The sequence below is a fragment of the Streptomyces sp. NPDC052079 genome, from assembly GCF_040680275.1.
Classification (GTDB): Bacteria; Actinomycetota; Actinomycetes; order Streptomycetales; family Streptomycetaceae; genus Streptomyces.
In genome coordinates, this window is record NZ_JBFAWL010000002.1 from 1 (window position 1) to 18,634 (window position 18,634).

Consider the following 18,634-nt stretch of genomic DNA (forward strand, 5'->3'; position numbering starts at 1 on the left):
TTCCTCCGGGCGCTTCCCTTCGGTGTTTCCGACTCTATCAGATCTTTTTCTCGACCTGACCCCCAGTCAGCGGGGCTTGTCTTCCCGGCCGTTGGGCCGTTCCGACGAGTGAGACTTTAGCGGATTCCCGGCCCCCGACCTAATCGGGGCCTGCGCCCTTTCAGGCGCGGATTCCTCATTACGCGAATACGCACACCAATGGAGCGTCGGCAGACAGACTGCTGACGTCGATCAGTAGTGGTACTTGCGGAATGGCCGCCCGGGGACCGACCGGAGTCGGTGCTCACGTCGGGCAACTCGAAGAACCTTACGGATCCCGCCGGGGCGTGTCAACCCCCCGTGCTGAACGCGGCTCGGTAGGCGCGGGGGCTGGTGGCGAGGCGCGATGCGAAGTGCTGGCGCATGGTGACCTCGCTGCCGAAGCCGGCCCGTCGGGCGACCTCGGGCATGGGGAGGTCGGTGCGTTCCAGGAGGCGCTGGGCCGCGGCGATGCGCTGGTCGAGGAGCCAGCGCAGCGGAGTGGTGCCGGTGGCCGCGGTGAAGTGGCGGGCAAAGGTGCGCGGTGCCATGCCGGCGTGGGCGGCCAGGTCGGCGACCGTGAGCGGCTGATGGAGCTGACGCAGGGCGTGCTCGCGTACGGCGGCGAGGGCGTCGGCGTCGCGGTCGGTGCGGGGGGTGGGGTGCTCGATGAACTGTGCCTGGGTTCCGGTGCGGAAGGGCGCGGTGACCATGGAGCGGGCGATGGTGGCGGCGGCTTCGGCTCCGTGGTTGAGGCGGATGAGGTGGAGGCACAGGTCGATGCCGGCGGCGGTGCCGGCCGCGGTCCAGATGTTGTCGTCCTCGATGAACAGGGCGTCGGGGACGACGGTGACGTGGGGGTGGTGGGTGCGGAACAGGTCGATCAGGTTCCAGTGGGTGATGGCGCGGCGGCCGTCGAGGAGGCCGGCCTGGGCGAGGGTGAAGGCGCCGCCGCAGAGGGCGGCGAGGGTGGTGCCGCGGGCGTGGGCGTGGCGGAGCGCGTCGAGGACGGGGGGTGGTGCCGGGGTGAGGTGGTCGTCGAGGCCGGGGACGAGGATCAGGTCGGCGTCGGTCAGCCAGGTCAGGGGGCGGTCAGGGAGCAGGGTGAGGCCGCCGCGCATGGGGACGGGGGTGGTGTCGGGGGCGACGCGGTGCAGGTCGAAGGCGGGGGCGCCGCGGTCGGTGCGGTCGGGGCCCCATACCTCGGTGATGACGGAGACGTCGAAGGCGCGGATGCCGGGGAAGGCGACCAGGGCCACGCGGTACGGGTCGCGTGGGCGGTCCGGTGCGGTGACGCTCTCCATGGCTGGCAGTAAACCATCGATCGCTGACTTCTGTACCTCTGGGGAAGGGGACGGCGGACCGCCACGATCGGGGGCATGGATATTGCGGAGAACGCAGCGCTGGTGGTCGTCGATGTGCAGCAGGGTTTCGAGGACCTCGACTTCTGGGGGAGGCGGAACAACCCGGGAGCCGACGAGAACATCGCCTCGGTGATCGACGCCTGGCAGGCGTCGGGCCGGCCGGTGGTGTTCGTGCGGCACGACTCGGTCAGCCCGCGGTCGCCGTTGCGGCCGGGGCAGCCGGGCAACGACTTCAAGGAGTACGTGGAGGCACGGCGTGGGAGAGGGGGTGCGGGGGCCGAGCTGCTGGTGACGAAGAGCGTGAACTCGGCGTTCTACGGTTCGCCGGATCTCGATGCCTGGCTGAAGGGCGCGGGGATCTCCCAGTTCGCGGTGGTCGGGATTCAGACCAACATGTGTGTGGAGACGACGGCCCGGATGGGCGGGAACCTGGGGTACGACGTGCTCTTCGTGTACGACGCGACGTACACGTTCGGTGCGGAGGGGCCGTTCGGCTGGCGGCGCGATGCGGATGAGCTGGCGCAGGCGACGGCGGTGACCCTGCACGGGGGTGGTTTCGCGCGGGTCGTGACGACCAAGGAGGTCGTGGAGGCCGCGGGGTGACTCTCCCGTGCAGGGGGTGGTGACGTCGGTCAGTCCTTGTTGCCGCTCGCGAGTTCGCGGCTGCGGTCGCGGGCGGCTTCGAGAGCGGCGATGAGGGCGGCTCGTACGCCGTGGTTCTCGAGTTCGCGGATGGCGTTGATGGTGGTGCCGGCGGGGGAGGTCACGTTCTCGCGGAGCTTCACAGGGTGCTCGCCGCTGTCGCGGAGCATCGTCGCGGCGCCGATCGCGGACTGGACGATCAGGTCGTGGGCCTTGTCCCGGGGCAGGCCGAGCAGGATGCCGGCGTCCGTCATGGCTTCGACCAGGTAGAAGAAGTACGCCGGGCCGGAGCCGGAGAGGGCGGTGCAGGCGTCCTGCTGGGACTCGGGGACGCGCAGTGTCTTGCCGACGGCGCCGAAGATCTCCTCGGCGTGGGCAAGGTGGTCGGCGGTGGCGTGGGTGCCGGCGGAGATGACCGACATGGCCTCGTCGACGAGGGCGGGGGTGTTGGTCATGACGCGGACGACCGGGGTGCCGGTGGTGAGGCGTTCCTCGAAGTAGGAGGTCGGGATGCCCGCGGCCCCGCTGATCACGAGGCGGTCGGCGGGGACGTGCGGGGCGAGTTCGTCGAGGAGGGCACCCATGTCCTGGGGTTTGACCGTGAGGATCAGGGTGTCGGCGGTCTTGGCGGCTTCCTGGTTGGAGACCGGGGTGACTCCGTGACGGGCGCGGAGTTCTTCGGCTCGCTCCTGGCGGCGGGCGGTGACCAGGAGGTCCGTGGGGTCCCAGCCGGCGCGGATCATTCCGCTGAGCAGGGCTTCGCCGATCTTGCCGGTGCCGAGGACTGCGACTTTCTGGGTCATGGTTGCTGGTGCCCTCCGGGGGTGGGTCGTCCCTCGTCATCCTCGCACCCCCGGAGGCGCGGCGGGGGTGCACGTCCAGTGGGCGGGACGTTTACGCCGTTCGGCGTTTCAGGGTGGCCGCGCCCAGGGTCAGGACCAGGAGGGCGCAGCCGGCGACGATCAGGATGTCGCGTACGAAGGCTGCCGTCATGTCGGTGTGCTGGAGGACCTCGTTCATGCCGTCGACCGCGTAGGACATGGGGAGGGCGTCGGAGATCGCCTCCAGGACGGGGTGCATGTTCTCGCGTGGGGTGAAGAGGCCGCAGAGGAGAAGCTGGGGGAAGATCACCGCCGGCATGAACTGCACCGCCTGGAATTCCGAGGCCGCGAAGGCCGAGACGAAGAGGCCGAGGGCCGTGCCGAGGAGGGCGTCGAGCAGGGCCACCAGGAGGAGGAGCCAGGGGCTGCCCGTGACGTCGAGGCCGAGGAACCAGACGGCGAGGCCGGTGGCGAGCGCGGACTGGATGATCGCCAGGGCGCCGAAGGCGAGGGCGTAGCCGGCGATGAGGTCGCCCTTGCCGAGGGGCATGGCGAGGAGGCGTTCCAGGGTGCCGGAGGTGCGTTCGCGAAGGGTGGCGATCGACGTGACCAGGAACATCGTGATGAGCGGGAAGATCCCGAGGAGTGAGGCTCCGATGTTGTCGAAGACGCGTGCGCTGCCGTCGAAGACGTAGCGGAGCAGGAACAGCATCACGCAGGGGATGAGGATCATCAGCGCGATGGTGCGCGGGTCGTGGCGGAGCTGGCGCAGGACCCGGGCGGCGGTGGCCGTGGTGCGCGAGAGGTTCAGGGCACTGGTTGGGGCGGGTGTCGCCGTCGCCGGGCGGGTGGTGCTCATCGGGTGGTCTCCTTTGTCGTCTCCTGCGTCGTCTCCTTTGTGCGGCCTGCCGCAGTCGCTTCGTCGACCAGGCGGAGGAAGGCGTCCTCGACGGTGTCGCAGCCGGTCCGGGTGCGGAGGGCGACGGGGGTGTCGTCGGCGAGGATCTCGCCGGCGCGCATGAGCAGGAGGCGGTGGCAGCGTTCGGCCTCGTCCATGACGTGGGAGGAGACCAGCAGGGTGGCGCCGTGTTCGGCGGCGATGGTGTGGAAGAGCTGCCAGAGGTCGCGGCGCAGTACGGGGTCGAGGCCGACGGTGGGTTCGTCGAGGACCAGCAGTTCCGGGGTGCCGAGGAGGGCCACGGCGAGGGAGACGCGGCTGCGTTGTCCGCCGGAGAGGTTGCCGGCGAGGGCGTCGGCGTGGGTGGTGAGGTCCACGTCGGCGATGGCGCGGGCGACGTTCTCATGGCGGCGGTCGGCGGCCGCCCGGCCGGGGTCGAGAATCGCGGCGAAGTAGTCGAGGTTCTGGCGGACGGTGAGGTCGTCGTAGACGGAGGGGGCTTGGGTGACGTAGCCGATGCGGGTGCGCAGGGTGGGGTGGCCGGCGGGGCTGCCGAGGACATCGAGTGTGCCGGTGACCTTGGCCTGGGTGCCGACGACGGCCCGCATCAGGGTCGACTTGCCGCAGCCGGAGGGGCCGAGGAGGCCGGTGATCTGACCGCGCGGGACGGTGAAGTCGAGGCCGCGCAGGACGGTGCGGGGGCCTCGGTCGACGGTGAGGTCCTGGGCGTGGACGGCTGGTTCCTCCGGTGGGTGGGAGGAGTAATTCATCATGCGATGAATACTGCTCCGGCGCCCGGGGAGGCGTCAAGTCGTCGGCGTGGGGGGTGTGGTCGCCAGGAGGAGGACGACGTCGTAGGTCTCCTCGACGATCCCGTCGGGGAAGACCCGCAGGAGGTGCCGTCGCTCCTCGGCGAGGAAGGCCGCGGTGCGATGCGCGTCCTGGGTCAGGAAGACCGAGTGGCTGCCGATGTTCGCCAGGTGAGTGTCGACGGGCACGCGGCGGCTCCAGCGGATGTCGCGGCGGCGCAGGTGGAGGCGGCCGGAGGGGTCGGCGATGCGGGCGCCGACGGTGCGCTGCCAGGCGGAGTGTTCGCGGCCGAAGTGGCGGTCGATGCGCCGGGCCGCGTCGCCGATCCACGGCACGTCGAGCGCGTCGGTGTTCCACCACAGCGCGAGCGCACCGCCGGTGCGCAGCACACGCAGCGCCTCCGGGACGGCGCGGTCGGGGTCGGTCCAGTGCCAGGACTGGGCGTAGGTGAGCAGGTCGGCGCAGTGGTCGGTGAAGGGGAGGGCGTTGCCGTTGCCCCGGACGACCGGCACGCCGGGGAGGGCGCGGCGGAACTCGGCGGCCATGCCGTCACCGGGCTCGACGGCGATCACCTCGGCGCCGCGCGCTTGCAGGCGGGCGGTCGCTATGCCCGTACCGGCGCCGATGTCCACGACCCGGGAGCTGGCGAGGGGGCGTGCGGTCAGCTCCTCGATCGTGTCGAAGAGCGCGGCCGGGTAGGAGGGGCGGTTGGCCGCGTACTGAGCGGCGGCCGCGTTGAAGGAGTGGGCTCGGGCGGTGTGGGCGGCCTGTTCTGCGGGCGATGACGTCATACGGCCATGGTGGCCGTGCGAGGGGTGCGGGCCGGAGGGTTCCGGTGAGGTCAGGAGCGGCGGCGCTTTTTCGACGGGTTCCCCGAGCGGCGGGTGAGGCGCTTGTCGTACTCCTCGCGGGCATTGGCGTACTCCGCGCGGTGCAGCTTCTCGCCCGGGGCTTCGGTGAGCGAGCGGAAGAAGTAGGCAAGAAGGGAGCCTACGAAGCCGATGGACAGCAGGCCGCGCAGGGACGCGTGGCGGTCGGGGTCGGGGCGGGTGCTGAAGCCCGACCAGGTGTGGCGGAAGGCGAGCGAGCTGCAGACCGCGAACATCACGACCATGAGGAGCGAGACGAAGCTGCCGACGTCGGCGATCCGGAGCCCGTCGTAGGCGATGCGCAGCACGAAGCAGGCCGCGGCCGCGGCGGCGAGGGAGCCGACGGCGACGCCGATGCGGCGGGCGGTGTAGCCGCCGGAGTGGTCGACCCAGGTCGTGCCGAAGAAGCGGATGGGCTCGGGCCGGGGGCCCGCGGGGGTCTCCGGGGTGCCGTTCGTGTCGGTCTCTGCGCTCACCCGTCGATTCTGACAGCCCGCGCGGGCGGGGATTGCGGCTGGGGCTGCCACCGCCGGAACGGGAATTCACCCGGCGGTGGCAGTCCCCACAACGTTCGACCAATACACCTAGCAGCGCGGGGCGACGTACCCGTCGCTGCCGGTGTGGATGTACGCGTCGGAGACGTACTGGCCGCTGCCGATGTTGTCCCAGATGTTCGAGGTGCCGTACGGGCCCGATACCCGGGTGCCCGGCGTCTGGCAGTTGATCCGGACGCTGGAGCCCTCGGGGAGGACCTTCACGATGGAGTAGCCGGTGCCGGGGCCGCTGCGGACGTTGAGCTGGTAGCCCGGCGCCACCGGGTAGGAAGCCGCGGCAGCGGCCATCGTGGTCGCCTTCTCGTCCTCGCCGGGCCGCTGCTGAGTCTGGTCGGACATGAAAAAATCTCCCCCGTTGCGCCCCACGACTGTCGTGGGGCCCCAGTGATTCCCCTGGGACACGTCATGAAACATCAACTCTTCGCTCGTACGCACGGGCGGGCAAGCCGCCTCGGTCCCGAACAGGGCATCGACTAGGCTCCGAGCGCTCGCGAACGAACAGCACGGGGGTGGTTCCATGGCGCCGCAGCACAACGTCGGAGCGGGCGCGGAAGCGGAACTTCCGGAATACGCCGGTCACTACCGTCTGGAGTCCTGCCTGGGGGCAGGGGGCATGGGCGTGGTGCATCTGGCCCGGAGCACGTCCGGGATGCGGGTCGCGGTGAAGGTCGTACACGCCCGGTACGCCAGGGATCCCGAGTTCAGGGGGCGGTTCCGGCAGGAAGTGGCTGCGGCGCGACGGGTGAGCGGGGCGTTCACGGCGCCGGTCGTCGACGCCGATCCGGAGGACGGGCGGCCCTGGATGGCCACCCTGTACATCCCCGGTCCGACGCTCTCCGAGCAGGTGAAGCGGAACGGCCCCATGGACCCGGATCAGTCGCGCCGTCTGATGGCCGGGATGGCGGAGGCACTGCGCGACATCCACCGGGTGGGGGTCGTGCACCGGGATCTGAAGCCGAGCAACGTCCTGCTCGCCCAGGACGGGCCGAAGGTCATCGACTTCGGCATCTCCCGTCCGAGGGACAGTGAACTGCGTACGGAGACCGGGAAGTTGATCGGGACGCCGCCGTTCATGGCGCCCGAGCAGTTCCGGCGGCCCCGTGAGGTGGGCCCCGCGGCCGACGTGTTCGCCCTCGGTTCGCTCATGGTGCACGCGACGACGGGACGCGGTCCGTTCGACTCCGACAGCCCCTACGTCGTCGCCTACCAGGTCGTGCATGACGAGCCCGACCTGACCGGCGTACCGGAGTCGCTCACGCCGCTGGTGCTGCGGTGTCTCGCCAAGGAGCCCGAGGACCGGCCGACGCCGGACGAGCTGATGCGGGAGCTGCGGTCGGTGTCGGCGGCGTACGACACGCAGGTGTTTGTACCGGCGCCGCGGACGCCCCAAGCGCCCAAGGAGGCGCCGGAGCCGCAGGCACGCGGGGAGCGGCCTGTGCGGCGTCTCAGCGGGCGGACGGCTCTGGTGGCCGGGGCGCTCTGTCTTGCCGTCCTCGGCGGGCTCACGGCGGTTCAGGTGCTCGGCGGCACGGAAACCGCCGCGCGGAGGGCCCCCGCCGCGCGGAGCTCGGCGGGGGCCTTCGGCGCGTGGGAGGCGGTGCCCGCCCAGGACGGCGGCATGCCCATCTGCACCCACGGGACTCGGCGGTTGCTGTGTGCGCTGCCCGGCCTGGTCGTCGCCCTCGATCCGGCCGACGGCCGCACCCTGTGGCGGCACGATGTCGCGGGGACGACCCGCAGCGGGCCGCCGGTTGTGGCGGGCGGTCTCGTCCAGCCCTCGCTCGACCGGATCGGTGACCTGGAAGCGCTCGACCCCGCCACGGGCAGGCAGGTGTGGCGGAAGGACGCGCCCGGGCACCAGGGCGTGCGGGCTGTCGGTGACATGCTCCTGCTGACCCGTTCCGACGGGACGGTCATGGGCGTGGACGCCGCCTCGGGCGAGACCAGGTGGTCCCGCCGGATACCGGGCCATGACGTGCCGTACTTCTCCTCGTTCGCCGAAGGGACGGGGAGGTACGGAAAGGCCGGGGAGCCGTCGGCGTATGCGACGAGTCCGTCGCGGGACGGGAGCGGGACCCGGGTCACCGCGGTGGATCCGGCGACGGGTGACGTGCGGTGGGACGCGGAGCTGAAGGGGTCGCTGACGCCCGTGGGCGCCGCGGACGGGGCCGTGTACCTCGTCGTCGGCGGCGAGGTGTACGGGGACGTGAAGGCCGTACTCCGCCATACGCCCGCCACCGGGGAGACGCGCCGGGTGAAGCTGCCGGTGCCGGTCACGCAGGCGGAGGCCGGTGTGCACGGGGACACCGTGTACCTCATGGGTGCCGGCGGTTCGCTGGTGGCCGTTGACATGGCCACGGGGAAGCAGAAGTGGTGGCTGGAGACGGGCGTGAGCCGGGGCTCGGCGCCCGTCTCCGACGGACGGCATGTGTACGTCACCGCTCCCGACGGGCGGCTGCTGGGCGTCGACGCACGTCAGGGGAAGCTGCTCGGGCAGACCCGGCCGCGTCTCGGCGCCGCGTCCGACCGCGTCCCCGCCTCGCTGCCGGCGCCCGTGCTCGCGGGCGGCCACGTCTACGCCGGCGCACCCGACGCAACCGTGTTCGGCGTGGCGGGCTCCGACCCGGCCGACTGGTGACCCGGCGGGGGCGGGGCCGGGCGGTCAGCCCAGCTTACTCACGTCCCGCACCGCGCCCTTGTCCGCGCTGGTCGCCATCGCCGCGTACGCCCGGAGGGCCGCCGAGACCTTGCGGTCACGGTTCGCCGGAACGTACCGGCCGCCCAGCGCCTGCTCGCGGCGGGCGAGCTCGGCCTCGTCGACCAGCAGCTCGATCGAGCGGTTCGGGATGTCGATGCGGATGCGGTCGCCGTCCTCGACCAGGGCGATGGTGCCGCCCGAGGCCGCCTCCGGGGAGGCGTGGCCGATGGACAGGCCGGAGGTGCCGCCGGAGAAGCGGCCGTCGGTGATCAGGGCGCAGGCCTTTCCGAGGCCGCGGCTCTTCAGGTACGACGTCGGGTACAGCATCTCCTGCATGCCGGGGCCGCCCTTGGGACCCTCGTAGCGGATGACGACGACGTCGCCCTCCTTGACCTGCTGGGTGAGGATCTTCTTGACGGCCTCCTCCTGCGACTCGCAGACGACCGCCGGGCCCTCGAAGGTCCAGATGGACTCGTCCACACCGGCCGTCTTGACGACGCAGCCGTCGACCGCCAGGTTGCCGCGCAGGACCGCGAGGCCGCCGTCCTTGGAGTAGGCGTGCTCGACGGAGCGGATGCAGCCGCCCTCGGCGTCCTCGTCCAGGGAGTCCCAGCGCTCGGACTGGGAGAAGGCCTCCGCCGACCGCACGCAGCCGGGGGCGGCGTGCCAGAGCTCCACCGCCTCCTGGGAGGGCGAGCCGCCGCGGACGTCCCAGGTCTTCAGCCAGTCGGCGAGGGACGGGCTGTGGACGGAGTGGACGTCCTCGTTGAGCAGCCCCGCGCGGTGCAGCTCGCCCAGCAGGGCGGGGATGCCTCCCGCGCGGTGCACGTCCTCCATGTAGTACGTGCGGTCCTTGGCGACGTTCGGGGCCACCTTGGCGAGGCAGGGGACGCGGCGTGAGAGGGCGTCCATCTCGGTGAGGCCGAAGGAGACTCCGGCCTCCTGGGCGGCGGCCAGCAGGTGCAGGATCGTGTTGGTGGAGCCGCCCATCGCGATGTCGAGCGCCATGGCGTTCTCGAAGGCCGAGGCGGTGGCGATGCTGCGGGGCAGGACCGAGTCGTCGTCCTGCTCGTAGTAGCGGCGGGTCAGGTCGAGCACCGTGCGCGCGGCGTTCTCGTAGAGCGCCTTGCGGGCGGTGTGAGTGGCCAGGACCGAGCCGTTGCCGGGCAGGGAGAGGCCGATGGCCTCGGTGAGGCAGTTCATCGAGTTGGCGGTGAACATGCCAGAACAGGACCCGCAGGTCGGACAGGCGTTCTCCTCGATACGGAGCACGTCCGCGTCGGAGATCTTGTCGTTGGCCGCGTCGACCATGGCGTCGACCAGGTCCAGCGTGCGGACCGTGCCGTCGACCAGGGTGGCGCGGCCGGACTCCATCGGGCCGCCGGAGACGAAGACCGTGGGGATGTTCAGGCGCAGGGCCGCGTTGAGCATGCCCGGCGTGATCTTGTCGCAGTTGGAGATGCAGATCAGGGCGTCCGCGCAGTGCGCCTCGACCATGTACTCCACGCTGTCCGCGATCAGGTCGCGGGAGGGGAGCGAGTACAGCATGCCGCCGTGGCCCATCGCGATGCCGTCGTCGACGGCGATGGTGTTGAACTCGCGCGGGATGCCGCCGGCCGCCGTCACCGCCTCGCTGACGATCCGGCCCACCGGGGCCAGGTGGGTGTGACCGGGGACGAACTCCGTGAAGCTGTTGGCGACCGCGATGATCGGCTTGCGGCCGATGTCCGCACCCGGTACACCGGAGGCGCGCATAAGGGCGCGTGCGCCCGCCATGTTGCGGCCGTGGGTGACTGTGCGGGACCTCAGCTCGGGCATCGTCGCTCGCTCCTTCGGAGAGTTCTGACGGGATCGAGCGTACGCCGGTCATCCAGAGGGCGGGACGAGGTGTCCGGAATGCGGGACGGATGTTTCAGTGGCACCTGCGCATGTACCGATAAGCGGCGCGGGTTTCACCCGGACGGCGTCAGCGGCCGGTGAGGTGACCCTGCACCACCGGCGCCACCCGCCGGATGATCTGCTCGGGGTCCGCCGAGGCCAGCGGCTCCACCTTGATCACGTAACGGATCATCGCGATCCCCACCAGCTGGGCGGCGGCCAGCTCGGCGCGCAGTTCCGCGTCGGGCATGTCCAGCTGCCCCGCGATCCGGCGCAGCAGCTGGCCGGCGATCAGGCGGCGGAAGACCCCGGCCGCCGTCTCGTTGTTCACGGCGGAGCGGACGATCGCGAGCAACGGCGACCGCGTGACGGGGTTCTCCCAGAGTCCGATGATCATGCGGGTCATCCGCTCGCCGGCCTCCTCGACCGGACCGTCGAAGATCGTGTCCCGCACGGCCAACGCCGGAGCGAAGGCGACCTCGACGGCGGCCTCGAACACCTGCTCCTTGGTGCCGAAGTAGTGGTGCACCAGCGCGGAGTCGACCCCGGCCGACTTGGCGATCCCCCGGACGGACGTCTTCTCGTACCCCCGCGCGGAGAACTCCTCGCGGGCCGCGTCGAGGATGCGGTCCCGGGTGCCGGCGGATTCCGTACGAGGAGGGCGGCCGCGGCGCCGGGCGGTGCCGTTGCCCCGCGCGGAGGCGCCCGGACCGTCGCCGGCGGTGATGCCGGTCACCGGCGGGGCACCTTGATCGTGGAGGAGTCGGAGGCCAGGTGGAGGCGCGTGAAGGCCAGCGCCTCGGCCAGATCGGCCTCCCGCTCCGCGCTCGACATGGCCCGGCGGGTGTTGACCTCGATGACGACATGGCCGTCGAAGCCGTTCGACGCGAGGCTCCCCAGCACCTCGGCGCAGGGCTGGTCACCGCGGCCGGGGACGAGGTGCTCGTCCTTGGCGGAGCCCTTGCCGTCGGCCAGGTGCACATGGCCGAGGCGGTCGCCCATGCGGTCGATCATCTGCAGGGTGTCGGTGCGGGCGGTCGAGGCATGACTGAGGTCGATCGTGAAGTGCCGGTAGTCCTCTTTGGTGACGTCCCAGTCGGGGGCGTAGGCGAGCATCTCGCGGTCGCGGTAGCGCCAGGGGTACATGTTTTCCACGGCGAACCGCACATCCGTCTCGTTCGCCATCCGCCAGATGCCGTCCACGAAGTCACGGGCGTACTGCCGCTGCCAGCGGAAGGGGGGATGGACGACGACCGTGCCGGCCCCGAGCTTCTCGGCGGCGGCCTGGGCGCGCTGGAGCTTGGTCCAGGGGTCGGTGGACCACACACGCTGCGTGATGAGCAGGCACGGCGCGTGGATGGCCAGGATGGGGATGCGGTGGTAGTCGCTGAGTCTGCGCAGTGCCTCGATGTCCTGGCTGACCGGGTCGGTCCACACCATCACCTCGACGCCGTCGTATCCGAGGCGCGCGGCGATCTCGAAGGCCGTCGCCGTCGACTCCGGATAGACGGAGGCCGTCGACAGGGCGACCTTCGCATCCGGGATGCGGACTACGTCCCTTGGTTCTGCCACGAGGATCAGGTTACGGGGTGGGGTCCGGTGGGTGCGGGGTGCCCGTTGGCCGTTGTGGTGTTTGCCATAGGCGCGTGCGCTGCGAGGGCCTGTCCGGCGGATCAGGTCGGGGGAAAGGGACGGCGCCGTGCAACCCAGGCGTGCCGGACCCCGCGTCCCCGGCCTGATCCGCCGGACAAGCCCTTAACCCTGGCCCATGTGGTCCAGGCGGCGGAGGATGACGCCCTCCCTGAGGGCCCAGGGACAGATCTCCAGGCGTTCGACGCCGAACAGGTCCATCGCGCCCTCCGCGACCAGGGCTCCGGCGAGCAGCTGTCCCGCGCGGGCCTCGGAGACACCGGGGAGTTCGGCGCGCTCGGCCGCGGTCATGGCGGCGAGCCTCGGCACCCAGGCCTCCAGGGACTCCCGTTTCAGCTCGCGCTGCACATAGAGGCCCTCGGCGGAGCGGGCCGCGCCGGCGAGACGGGCGAGCTGCCTGAAGGTCTTGGACGTGGCCACCACGTGGTCGGGGGCGCCGAGGCGGCTGAAGTCACCCACCGTGCGGGCGATCTCCGTGCGCACATGACGGCGCAGCGCGCGCACGTCGTCCGGCCCGGGCGGGTCACCGGGCAGCCAGCCGGCGGTGAGGCGGCCGGCGCCGAGCGGCAGCGACACCGCGGTGTCGGGCTCCTCGTCGAGGCCGTAGGCGATCTCCAGGGAGCCGCCGCCGATGTCGATGACGAGCAGTTTCCCGGCCGACCAGCCGTACCAGCGGCGGGTGGCGAGGAAGGTGAGCCGCGCCTCCTCCTCGCCGCTGAGCACCTGGAGCTCGACCCCGGTCTCGTCGCGCACCCGCGCCAGGACGTCGTCGGCGTTGCCGGCCTCGCGCACCGCGGAGGTCGCGAACGGCAGCAGTTCCTCGACTCCCTTGTCCTCGGCCGCCTGGAGCGCCTCGTGGACGACCGCGATCAGCCTGTCCACGCCGTCGGGGCCGATGGCTCCGTCGTCGTCGAGGAGCTGGGCGAGGCGCAGTTCGGTCTTGTGCGAGTGCGCGGGCAGCGGGCGTGCGCCGGGGTGCGCGTCCACCACCAGCAGATGCACCGTGTTCGACCCCACGTCGAGGACTCCGAGTCTCATGTACGGAACGCTACTGCGCGCAGCGCGGCGTGTTGCGCTGTCTGCGGTGGCCGAGCCGGTCCCGGTTCCGGGTGTGGGCGACTTACCCTGGACGGGTGCCAAAGACGAAAAAGGCGAAGGACGCCAAGCCCGACAAGAAGGCCAAGACGGATAAGAAGGACAAGGCCGGACTGGCCGCGGATTCTTCGCGGGTGACAGCACCGCAGACGCCGGGGAAGGCGCCGGTGGACGACGAGAAGGGTCTCGATTTCGCTCGCGCATGGGTGGAATTCCCTGATCCGGCGGACGACGAGCAGGTCTTCCGCTGCGATCTGACATGGCTGACCTCTCGCTGGAACTGCATCTTCGGCAGCGGCTGTCAGGGCATTCAGGCCGGCCGCGCGGACGACGGGTGCTGCACCTTGGGGGCCCACTTCTCGGACGAGGACGACGAGAAGCGGGTCGCCCAGCATGTGGCGAGGCTCACTCCCGATATCTGGCAGCACCACGACGAGGGCCGGCGGGGAGGCTGGGTCTCGGAGGACGAGGACGGCGAACGTCAGACCCGGCCGTTCCAGGGGTCGTGCATCTTCCAGAACCGGCCGGGGTTCGCGGGCGGCATGGGCTGCGCGCTGCACATCCTCGCCCTGAAGGAAGGCCGCGAGCCGCTGGAGACCAAACCGGACGTGTGCTGGCAGCTGCCCATCCGGCGGACCTACGAGTGGATCGACCGGCCGGACGACACCCGCGTCCTGCAGGTGTCGATCGGCGAGTACGACCGTCGCGGGTGGGGGCCGGGCGGTCACGACCTGCACTGGTGGTGCACCTCGGCCACCTCGGCGCACGGCGCCGGGGACCCGGTGTACGTCTCCTACCGCGCGGAGCTGACCGAGCTGATGGGCAAGGCGGGCTACGACCGCCTGGTCGAGCTCTGCGAGGAACGCATGGCCTCCGAGCTTCCTCTGCTGGCGCCGCACCCGGCGGACCCGACGGGGGAACCGGGGGCCTGACACGGGGAGAGCGGGCGCGGGGGCGTGTGAACGCGGGTCCACCTGTGGGGCGTGTGCCTGACGCCGGTGGGTGACACGGGGGCGCCTGAGGCCGTGGCCGACATAGGGCGCCCGACGCTGAGCGCTCCGCGCGGGGGTGTCCGACGCCGGGGACGCCGTGCGGAGGCACTCCGCGCGGGGGCGTGCGACGCTCACGGCCCGGCGGCATGGTGATCGGGGAGTGCCCGGCGTCGATGCGACGCCGAACGCCCGACGCAAGGGGCACCCACCCCGGGACACCCGCACCGAGGCGCTCCACGCCGGGGAATCCGACGCCGGGGACGGCCGTACGGAGGCGCTCCGCGCGGGGGCGTCCGACGCTCGCGGCCCGGCGCCAGGGTGGCCGGGGAGTGCCCGGCGTCGGTGCGACGCCGAACGCCCGACGCAAGGGGCACCCGACCCCGGGACACCCGTGCGGAAGCACCGCGCGAGGGTGCCCGACGCCGGGATGGTCGGGGAGTCCCCGGCCGTCGGTGCGACGCCGAACGCCCGACGCAAGGGGCACCCACCCCGGGACACCCGTACCGAGGCACTCCGCGCCGGGGAATCCGACGCCGGGGACGGCCGTACGGAGGTGCTCCGCGCGGGGTGTCCGACGCCGGGGACGCCGTGCGGAGGCACTCCGCGCGGGGGCGTCCGACGCATGCGGCCCGGCGCCAGGGTGGCCGGGGAGTGCCCGGCGTCGGTGCGACGCCGAACGCCCGACGCCGGTGCACCCGCCCCCGGGACAGCTAAGCCATGCGGAAGCGCTCCGCGCGGGAGTGTCCGACGCTCCCGGCCCGGCGCCGGGATGGCCGGGGAGTATCCGGCGTCGGTGCGACGCCGAACGCCCCACGCCGGGGCACCCGACCCCGGGACAGCCGTATGGAAGCGCTCCACGCGGGAGTGTCCGACGCTCGCGGCCCGGCGCCATGGTGATCGGGGAGTGTCGGGCGTCGGTGCGTTGGGCGGCACGTGTGGGCTACGGGGCGGTCTGGCTTGGAGTGCCGGGGTCGGGCGGTGGGGGCGGGTTCTCTGGGGTGGCCGTGTTCGGGTCGGTGGGCACCGGGTCGCTCGGGGTTGGGCCGGTGGGCGTGGGGCCGTCCGTTGTGGGTTCCGGGTCGGGCGAGGTCGGGGGCTCGCTCGGTGCGGGCTGCGAGGGCGGTGGTGTCGTGGGCGTCGGCTCCGGGTCGGGCGACGAGGCGGGAGGGGCGCTTGGGGTGCCCGGGCCGCCGGGGTGGCCGGAGGGCGAGCCGCTCCCGGGGGCGGAGGGCGCGGTGCCGTAACCGCTGATGGTCACGACCGATCCCGCGGGGGAGATCGCCACGGTTGCGCGCCAGTGGCCGGACGGCTCGCGCAACTGGTCGACGTACACCCTGACGGTCACCGACTCGCCGGGGTCGAGGGTTCCCGAGGACTCACTCAGGTAGAGCCAGGACGCGCCCGTCGCGGCCGACCAGCGGACCGGTCGGGTACCCGTCGCGGTGAGGGTGATCAGCGTCGTGTCACCGCTGTGGCCGGCCCTGACGTCCATCGCCGCGGCGCCCTTCTGTCCCGCCCCGGGGACACCGACGACCTCCACGGACACATCCGCCTCGCCGCCCTCGTCGAAACGGGACCCCGGGCGCGTGCCGGCGTTGCCGGTGTTCTCATAGCCGACGCCCGCTTCCTCACCGTCGAGCTCGACGGTGCCGCCGTCCTCCCGCGCGGAGGCCGAACGGCCGTCCTGGGCCTCTCCGACCGGGGTGCCCCGGTAGGCGGCCCACAGCGCGAGCACCGGCGCGGCGACGACGGTGGCGACGACGGTCGTCGTCATGACCCGCGCGCGCAGCCGGTCCCGGCGCGCCACGCGGTCCTTGGGGTCCAGGGGGAAGCCCCGCCGGTCGAAGCGCGGCGCGGCGCCCCGCGCGCGCGGGTGGTGCGCCAGGGCGGCGCGCAGGGCCGCGCCGGGCACCGGCAGGACCGGCAGGGCGTTGGGGGTGACGCTGGTGCCGGGCCAGCGGCCCGGGACGGCCCGCTCGGCGGTGCGGCGGCAGCGCGGGCAGTCGTCGACGTGCCGGACGAGTTCGCGGCGCAGGGTCGTGCTGAGCACGACCCGCTGGTCGCCGGTGAGATGCGCCACGCCCGGGCAGGCGCCGGTCTCGACGACGGCGAGCGCCGCGCGGGTGCGTTCCACCTCACAGGCCGCGGTGGCGAGCAGCTCCTGCGCGGCGGCCGGCTCCATGCCGAGCACGGAGGCGACCTCGTGGGGGGCGAGATGGTGGCGCACCGCGAGTTCCAGCGCCTCGCGCTGCTCTGGGCTGGTCCCGGCGGCCTCCGGCCAGGCCAGCTCGGCCAGTTCCCGGCGGCGCCGCTCCCGCATCTCCTCGGAGACGGCCGGTGCGGTGGGCGTCCTGACCGCCCGCCGACGGTCGGCGCGGCCGCCGGCGTGCGTGGCCTGGCTCTTCTGTCTGGCCTCCGCCAGCCGGCGCAGACACGCCCAGCGGGCCAGCGCGTACAGCCAGGCCCGGCGGCTTCCGAGCTCGTCCGGGGCGTGCCGGGCGCGGCGCTCCGCGAGCGTGAGGACGTCGGCCAGGGCGGCGGTCGCCGCGTCGTGGTCGCAGAGCACGGACAGGCAGTAGGTGAACAGGCCGTCCAGATGGGGCTCGTAGCGGGTGGCGGGCCGCTCGGCGAGGGTGCGTGCGGCGCCGCGGTCGCGCACTTCCCGGTGCGTCCGGCGGGATCCGGTCGTGCGGGTCGGGGTCTGGGCGCCACTGCTTGTCATTCGGCGACCGTAGGGGGCTCGGGGCGGCCCCTTCCGGAGCCCTGAGCACTTTTAATCCGTACGGGTGAAACGATCCCTCAATCGGGGACAGGAACCTTTCCTCACCGGTGGGGCGCCCACGCCCGGCACAGCGGGCGAGGGAGCGGAGGCCGCGTTGTCAGAGCCTGCCGCTACCTTTTCCGCATGGCTGCCCGTACGAAGACCACCAAGGACCGCCCGTCCTACCGCTGCACCGAATGCGGCTGGCAGACGGCCAAGTGGCTCGGCCGCTGCCCCGAGTGCCAGGCCTGGGGGACGGTCGAGGAGTACGGCGCGCCCGCGGTCCGTACGACGACACCCGGGCGGGTCACCACCTCCGCCCTGCCCATCGGCCAGGTCGACGGCCGTCAGGCCACCGCCCGGTCCACCGGCGTGCCCGAGCTGGACCGGGTGCTCGGCGGCGGACTCGTGCCCGGTGCCGTGGTGCTCGTGGCGGGTGAGCCGGGCGTGGGCAAGTCCACGCTGCTGCTGGACGTCGCGGCCAAGTCGGCGAGCGACGAGCACCGCACGCTCTATGTCACGGGCGAGGAGTCGGCGAGTCAGGTCCGGCTGCGCGCCGACCGCATCCACGCCATCGACGACCATCTGTATCTGGCCGCCGAGACGGATCTGGCCGCCGTGCTCGGCCACTTGGACGCGGTGAAGCCGTCCCTGCTGATCCTGGACTCGGTGCAGACGGTGGCGTCCCCGGAGATCGACGGCGCCCCGGGCGGTATGGCCCAGGTCCGCGAGGTGGCGGGCGCGCTGATCCGGGCCTCCAAGGAGCGCGGGATGTCCACGCTCCTTGTGGGACACGTCACCAAGGACGGCGCGATCGCCGGACCGCGCCTGCTGGAGCACCTGGTGGATGTCGTCCTGCACTTCGAGGGCGACCGTCACGCGCGGCTGCGCCTGGTGCGCGGCGTCAAGAACCGCTACGGCACCACGGACGAGGTCGGCTGCTTCGAACTGCACGACGAGGGCATCACGGGCCTTGCGGACCCCAGCGGACTTTTCCTGACTCGTCGTGCCGAACCGGTACCGGGCACCTGTCTGACCGTCACCCTGGAGGGCCGCCGCCCCCTCGTCGCCGAAGTGCAGGCGCTCACGGTCGACTCGCAGATCCCCTCCCCCCGGCGCACCACCTCCGGCCTGGAGACCTCTCGGGTGTCGATGATGCTGGCGGTGCTGGAACAGCGCGGCCGGATCAGCGCCTTGGGCAAACGGGACATCTACTCCGCGACGGTCGGCGGGGTGAAGCTCTCCGAACCGGCCGCCGACCTGGCCGTGGCGCTGGCACTGGCGTCGGCGGCGAGCGACACCCCGCTGCCGAAGAACCTGGTCGCGATCGGCGAGGTCGGCCTCGCAGGCGAGGTGAGACGCGTCACGGGCGTCCAGCGCAGGCTCGCCGAGGCCCACCGTCTGGGCTTTACGCACGCTCTGGTTCCGGGCGATCCGGGCAAGGTGCCGGCGGGCATGAAGGTGCTGGAGGTAGCGGACATAGGGGACGCTCTGCGTGTCCTTCCGCGCTCGCGTCGCCGAGAGGCCCCACGGGAGACGGAGGACCGCCGGTAGACTTTGCGCAGGTCTCGCCCGTCCGTACGA

16 protein-coding genes are annotated in these 18,634 nt (G+C 72.2%); 4 read left to right on the forward strand and 12 right to left on the reverse strand.

Going from position 1 to position 18,634, the window contains the following annotated elements:
- Nucleotides 1–329: 329 nt before the first annotated feature.
- Nucleotides 330–1,322 (reverse strand): helix-turn-helix domain-containing protein, encoded by a 993-nt coding sequence (locus tag AB0L56_RS04425; RefSeq protein WP_361037778.1) that lies wholly within the window; start codon nucleotides 1,320–1,322, stop codon nucleotides 330–332.
- 75 nt (nucleotides 1,323–1,397) lie between these two features.
- Between AB0L56_RS04425 and AB0L56_RS04430 the strand changes: the two genes are divergently transcribed.
- Complete coding sequence (locus AB0L56_RS04430; protein WP_365418905.1) at nucleotides 1,398–1,985, forward strand: cysteine hydrolase family protein; 588 nt, start codon at nucleotides 1,398–1,400, stop codon at nucleotides 1,983–1,985.
- A 29-nt stretch (nucleotides 1,986–2,014) separates the two neighbouring features.
- On the opposite strand, the gene proC is transcribed toward AB0L56_RS04430, so the two are convergent.
- From proC to AB0L56_RS04460, 6 genes are all read right to left on the reverse strand, one after another.
- Nucleotides 2,015–2,827, reverse strand: coding sequence for a pyrroline-5-carboxylate reductase (proC, locus tag AB0L56_RS04435; protein ID WP_361037774.1), 813 nt, complete (start codon nucleotides 2,825–2,827; stop codon nucleotides 2,015–2,017).
- A gap of 91 nt (nucleotides 2,828–2,918) precedes the next feature.
- Nucleotides 2,919–3,704 (reverse strand): ABC transporter permease, encoded by a 786-nt coding sequence (locus AB0L56_RS04440; protein WP_361037772.1) that lies wholly within the window; start codon nucleotides 3,702–3,704, stop codon nucleotides 2,919–2,921.
- Nucleotides 3,701–4,516: an ABC transporter ATP-binding protein gene (locus AB0L56_RS04445; RefSeq protein ID WP_365418909.1), complete on the reverse strand. Its 816-nt coding sequence runs from the start codon at nucleotides 4,514–4,516 to the stop codon at nucleotides 3,701–3,703. The genes AB0L56_RS04440 and AB0L56_RS04445 overlap by 4 nt, the downstream gene beginning before the upstream one ends.
- A 33-nt stretch (nucleotides 4,517–4,549) precedes the next feature.
- Nucleotides 4,550–5,344 (reverse strand): class I SAM-dependent methyltransferase, encoded by a 795-nt coding sequence (locus tag AB0L56_RS04450; protein WP_365418912.1) that lies wholly within the window; start codon nucleotides 5,342–5,344, stop codon nucleotides 4,550–4,552.
- Between the two features lie 50 nt (nucleotides 5,345–5,394).
- Complete coding sequence (locus AB0L56_RS04455) at nucleotides 5,395–5,898, reverse strand: EamA/RhaT family transporter (RefSeq protein ID WP_365418915.1); 504 nt, start codon at nucleotides 5,896–5,898, stop codon at nucleotides 5,395–5,397.
- 108 nt (nucleotides 5,899–6,006) lie between these two features.
- Complete coding sequence (locus AB0L56_RS04460; protein ID WP_365418917.1) at nucleotides 6,007–6,315, reverse strand: SH3 domain-containing protein; 309 nt, start codon at nucleotides 6,313–6,315, stop codon at nucleotides 6,007–6,009.
- A gap of 178 nt (nucleotides 6,316–6,493) precedes the next feature.
- On the opposite strand from AB0L56_RS04460, the gene AB0L56_RS04465 reads away from it, so the two are divergent.
- Nucleotides 6,494–8,614 carry a serine/threonine-protein kinase gene (locus AB0L56_RS04465; RefSeq protein WP_365418920.1) on the forward strand — a complete coding sequence of 707 codons (2,121 nt, stop codon included), beginning with the start codon at nucleotides 6,494–6,496 and terminating at the stop codon, nucleotides 8,612–8,614.
- A gap of 24 nt (nucleotides 8,615–8,638) precedes the next feature.
- Here AB0L56_RS04465 and ilvD read toward each other — a convergent pair whose 3' ends face one another.
- From ilvD to AB0L56_RS04485, 4 genes are all read right to left on the reverse strand, one after another.
- Entirely contained in the window at nucleotides 8,639–10,492 is a 1,854-nt protein-coding gene (gene ilvD / locus AB0L56_RS04470) for a dihydroxy-acid dehydratase (RefSeq protein WP_365418923.1), read from the reverse strand.
- A 148-nt stretch (nucleotides 10,493–10,640) separates the two neighbouring features.
- Nucleotides 10,641–11,288: a TetR family transcriptional regulator gene (locus tag AB0L56_RS04475; RefSeq protein WP_365418925.1), complete on the reverse strand. Its 648-nt coding sequence runs from the start codon at nucleotides 11,286–11,288 to the stop codon at nucleotides 10,641–10,643.
- The gene (locus AB0L56_RS04480) at nucleotides 11,285–12,124 is read right to left on the reverse strand and encodes a sugar phosphate isomerase/epimerase (RefSeq protein ID WP_361037756.1); all 840 of its coding nucleotides are present in this window, start codon (nucleotides 12,122–12,124) and stop codon (nucleotides 11,285–11,287) included. The genes AB0L56_RS04475 and AB0L56_RS04480 overlap by 4 nt, the downstream gene beginning before the upstream one ends.
- 183 nt (nucleotides 12,125–12,307) lie before the next feature.
- The gene (locus tag AB0L56_RS04485; protein ID WP_361037754.1) at nucleotides 12,308–13,240 is read right to left on the reverse strand and encodes a Ppx/GppA phosphatase family protein; all 933 of its coding nucleotides are present in this window, start codon (nucleotides 13,238–13,240) and stop codon (nucleotides 12,308–12,310) included.
- Between the two features lie 95 nt (nucleotides 13,241–13,335).
- Here AB0L56_RS04485 and AB0L56_RS04490 point away from each other — a divergent pair, with 95 nt between their 5' ends.
- Nucleotides 13,336–14,229, forward strand: coding sequence for a hypothetical protein (locus tag AB0L56_RS04490; protein WP_365418929.1), 894 nt, complete (start codon nucleotides 13,336–13,338; stop codon nucleotides 14,227–14,229).
- A 1,000-nt stretch (nucleotides 14,230–15,229) separates the two neighbouring features.
- Here the strand turns inward: AB0L56_RS04490 and AB0L56_RS04495 are convergent.
- On the reverse strand, nucleotides 15,230–17,011 hold the full coding sequence (locus tag AB0L56_RS04495) for a hypothetical protein (protein WP_365418932.1): 1,782 nt from the start codon (nucleotides 17,009–17,011) through the stop codon (nucleotides 15,230–15,232).
- A gap of 183 nt (nucleotides 17,012–17,194) precedes the next feature.
- On the opposite strand from AB0L56_RS04495, the gene radA reads away from it, so the two are divergent.
- Entirely contained in the window at nucleotides 17,195–18,604 is a 1,410-nt protein-coding gene (radA, locus tag AB0L56_RS04500; RefSeq protein WP_190167432.1) for a DNA repair protein RadA, read from the forward strand.
- Nucleotides 18,605–18,634 lie beyond the last annotated feature (30 nt).